At 68.0% G+C, this 3,078-nt stretch carries 2 protein-coding genes; one reads left to right on the forward strand and one right to left on the reverse strand.

What is annotated here, in order from left to right; genetic code table 11:
• The coding region (locus Aph01nite_RS41945; RefSeq protein ID WP_239162355.1) for a discoidin domain-containing protein at positions 1 to 1,339 on the reverse strand (1,339 nt) is incomplete at its 3' end.
• A gap of 345 nt (positions 1,340 to 1,684) precedes the next feature.
• Between Aph01nite_RS41945 and Aph01nite_RS40725 the strand changes: the two genes are divergently transcribed.
• Positions 1,685 to 2,983, forward strand: coding sequence for an ABC transporter substrate-binding protein (locus Aph01nite_RS40725; protein ID WP_204046444.1), 1,299 nt, complete (start codon positions 1,685 to 1,687; stop codon positions 2,981 to 2,983).
• Positions 2,984 to 3,078: the final 95 nt, after the last annotated feature.

The raw sequence follows: 3,078 nt of genomic DNA on the forward strand, positions 1-3,078 counted from the left end.
ACACCTGGAACTCCCAGAGGGAGTAGCCGTAGGGGGTGGCGCGCTGGGTGCCGTACATGCGGACGTAGCGCCCGGAGCCGGTCACGTTGAGGGTCTGCTTGAAGCCGGTGCCGGTGGTGGTGGAGTAGATCGGCGTCCAGTTCGCGGCGTCGTTGGAGGTCTGGATCTGGAACGCGCGGGCGAAGGCCGGGTCCCACTGCAGCACCACGCGCCTGATCTGGGCGACCGCGCCCAGGTCCACGTAGATCCAGCCCGGGTCCACCCAGCCGGTGGTCGAGCTCGTCGCCCAGCGGCTGGCCGGGTCCCGGTCGAAGGCTCGCGCGGGCACGCACTCCCAGCAGTTGCCGTCGCTCTGCGACGAGGAGGCGACGCCCGGCTTGTTGTACGAAAGCAGGACTTCGGTGCCCGGGGAAGGCGAGGGCGACGGAGACGGGGAAGGCGACGGCGAGGGTGTCGAGCCCGAGCCGGTGCGGACCGCGACCTCCCAGAGCGAGTAGCCGAACGCCGTGGCCCGCTGGGTGCCGTTGACCCGCAGGTAACGCCCGGTGCCGGTGACGTTCAGATTCTCGGTCCCACCCGGACCGGTGGTGGTCGAGTAGATGTTCGTCCAGGTCGTCCCGTTGGCGGACACCTGGATCTGGTACGCCCGCGCGAACGCCGGCTCCCAGCTCAGCGTCACCCCGCAGATCGCGACCGAGGCGCCCAGGTCCACCTGGATCCACTGCGGGTCGCTGAACGCGCTGGACCAGCGGGTGCCGGTGTTGCCGTCGAACGCGGCCGAGGCCGGGAACGCGGTGGCGCTCTCGGTGGAGGAGGCGGTGGCGGGCCTGCCCAGGGCCGCGTTGGCGGTGCCGCAGCCGCCGGTGCCGACCGGGCTGCCGTACACCTGGAACTCCCAGAGGGAGTAGCCCCAGGCGGTGGCGCGCTGCGTGCCGTACATGCGGACGTAACGGCCGGTGCCGGACACGGCGAGGGTCTGCACGCCGCCGGTCCCGGTGGTGGTGCTGTAGATGTTCGTCCAGGTGGTGCCGTTGGCGGAGATCTGCACCTGGAAGGCTCGCGCGTACGCCGCCTCCCAGTTCAGCACGACCTGCGACACGGTGGCCTGGATGCCGAGGTCCACCTGGATCCACTGCGGATCGGTGAACTGGCTGCCCCAGCGGGTGGCGGTGCTGCCGTCCACCGCGGCGGCGGGGCTGAACGCGGCCTCGAACGAGGACGCGGTGGTGGTCTTGCCTTGGGAGAGCAGGGTGTCTGCCGCGGCGGCGGGGATGGACACGAAGTACGAAACGACCAGCGCGAACGCGGCAAGCAGTCCTAATCGGACGCGTGCGTGCATGGAACCTCCTCAACGGGAGCACCAAACCAGGACAGGCCGCGCCGGGCCGACGAGTGCGGGGAAGCGCTCTCGGACACTGAGCGTGCTCGCGATTCACTACTACTGTCAAGGGTTGAATTAACATGTGAGAAACTCCCGAGACGTGAGAGAGAACGCTTTCTCTTGCCCGGAAGATCCCATTTTTAGGCCGCTGACCTGTGGTGATATCGGAAAATTCGGGGGAACGTTCCCTGGAGGTCACGAGGATCGTTATCTCGTAACCCATTGACAAGATTCCGGCCCCAGGATCAACCTCACTCCAGGGAACGTTCTCTTCATGATCATAAATAGGAAGGTTCCAACGGCATGTCCACTCTCCCTCGCCGCCGTGTGACGCGGCTCGTCGTGCCCCTGATCGCCGCATCCGTCCTGGCCGCCTGCGGTGGCGAGGCCCCGGCCCCCAGCGGTGGCGCGTCCGCTTCCCAGCCGGCGGAGAAGATCACCCTTACGGTCGCGCTGTTCAGCGACTTCCACTACGCGCCGCTGTACGAGGAGTTCAAGAAGACGCACCCGAACGTCACCATCACCGAGCGCCGCTCGCAGTTCAACGACCACCACAACAACCTGGTCACCCAGCTCGCGACCGGCGCGGGCGCGGCCGACGTGGTCGCCGTCGAGGGCGGCTTCATCGCCACCTTCCAGCAGGTCCCGGACAAGTTCCACAACCTCGCCGACCAGGGCCTGACGTCCCGCCAGGCCGAGTACCTGGACTGGAAGTGGCAGCTCGGCCTCGCCTCCGACGGCAAGACGCTGCTCGGCCTCGGCACCGACGTCGGCGGCCTGGCCATGTGCTACCGCCCCGACCTGTTCAAGAAGGCCGGCTTACCCAGCAGCCGCGACGAGGTCTCCGCCCTCTGGCCCACCTGGGACGCCTACGTCGAGACCGGCAAGAAGTTCGTCGCCGCCGGCGTCAAGGACGCCGCCTTCACCGACGGCCCCGGTGAGCACTTCCGCGCCATGGTCGAGCAGGCCCCGGTCGGCTTCTACGACACCTCCAACAACCTGGTCGTGGCCAGCAACCCGGACGTCAAGAAGGCCTTCGACATGGGCGTCTCGATGATCCAGAACAAGCTCTCCGGCAAGCTCACCGCGTTCACCCCCGAGTGGACCACCGGCATCGCCAAGGGCACCTTCGCCACCATGGTCTGCCCCGCCTGGAAGACCGGCGTGATCAAGGACCAGAAGCCCGGCGAGGGCACCTGGGACATCGCCGCGGTGCCCGGCGGCGGCGGCAACCAGGGCGGCACCCACCTGCTCGCCCCCAAGCAGGGCAAGCACCCCAAGGAGGCGGCCGAGCTGATCAACTTCCTGACCAGCAAGGAGAGCCAGCTCACCCTCTGGAAGGACGCCAGCGCGCTGCCCTCCCTGCCGTCCCTGTACGACGACCCGGCGGTCTCCACCTTCGTCAACCCGTACTTCGGCGACGCCCCGATCGGCAAGATCTTCACTGACGCCGCGAAGGCGCTCAAGCCCCAGCACACCGGCCCCAAGTCGGGTGACGTGCTGCTCGCCATGGGCAACGGCCTGAGCCGGGTCGAACTGCAGAACCAGGCGCCGGAAGAGGCCTGGGCGCAGGCGGTCTCGGACGCAGAAAAGATCAAGTAGCGGGCCCCGTGGGTGGCCGGTCATTCTCCCCGGCCACCCGGTTCGGCTCGGCCGCGCCTGTGTCTGGACAACCACTTCTCAACCCGGCAATCCTT

Source organism: Acrocarpospora phusangensis (assembly GCF_016862995.1).
GTDB lineage: Bacteria > Actinomycetota > Actinomycetes > Streptosporangiales > Streptosporangiaceae > Acrocarpospora > Acrocarpospora phusangensis.

What these genes read in the sequence shown, in the direction of transcription:
- Aph01nite_RS40725 (WP_204046444.1), top strand. Translation starts at nt 1,685, where the DNA reads ATGTCCACTCTCCCTCGCCGCCGTGTGACGCGGCTCGTCGTGCCCCTG.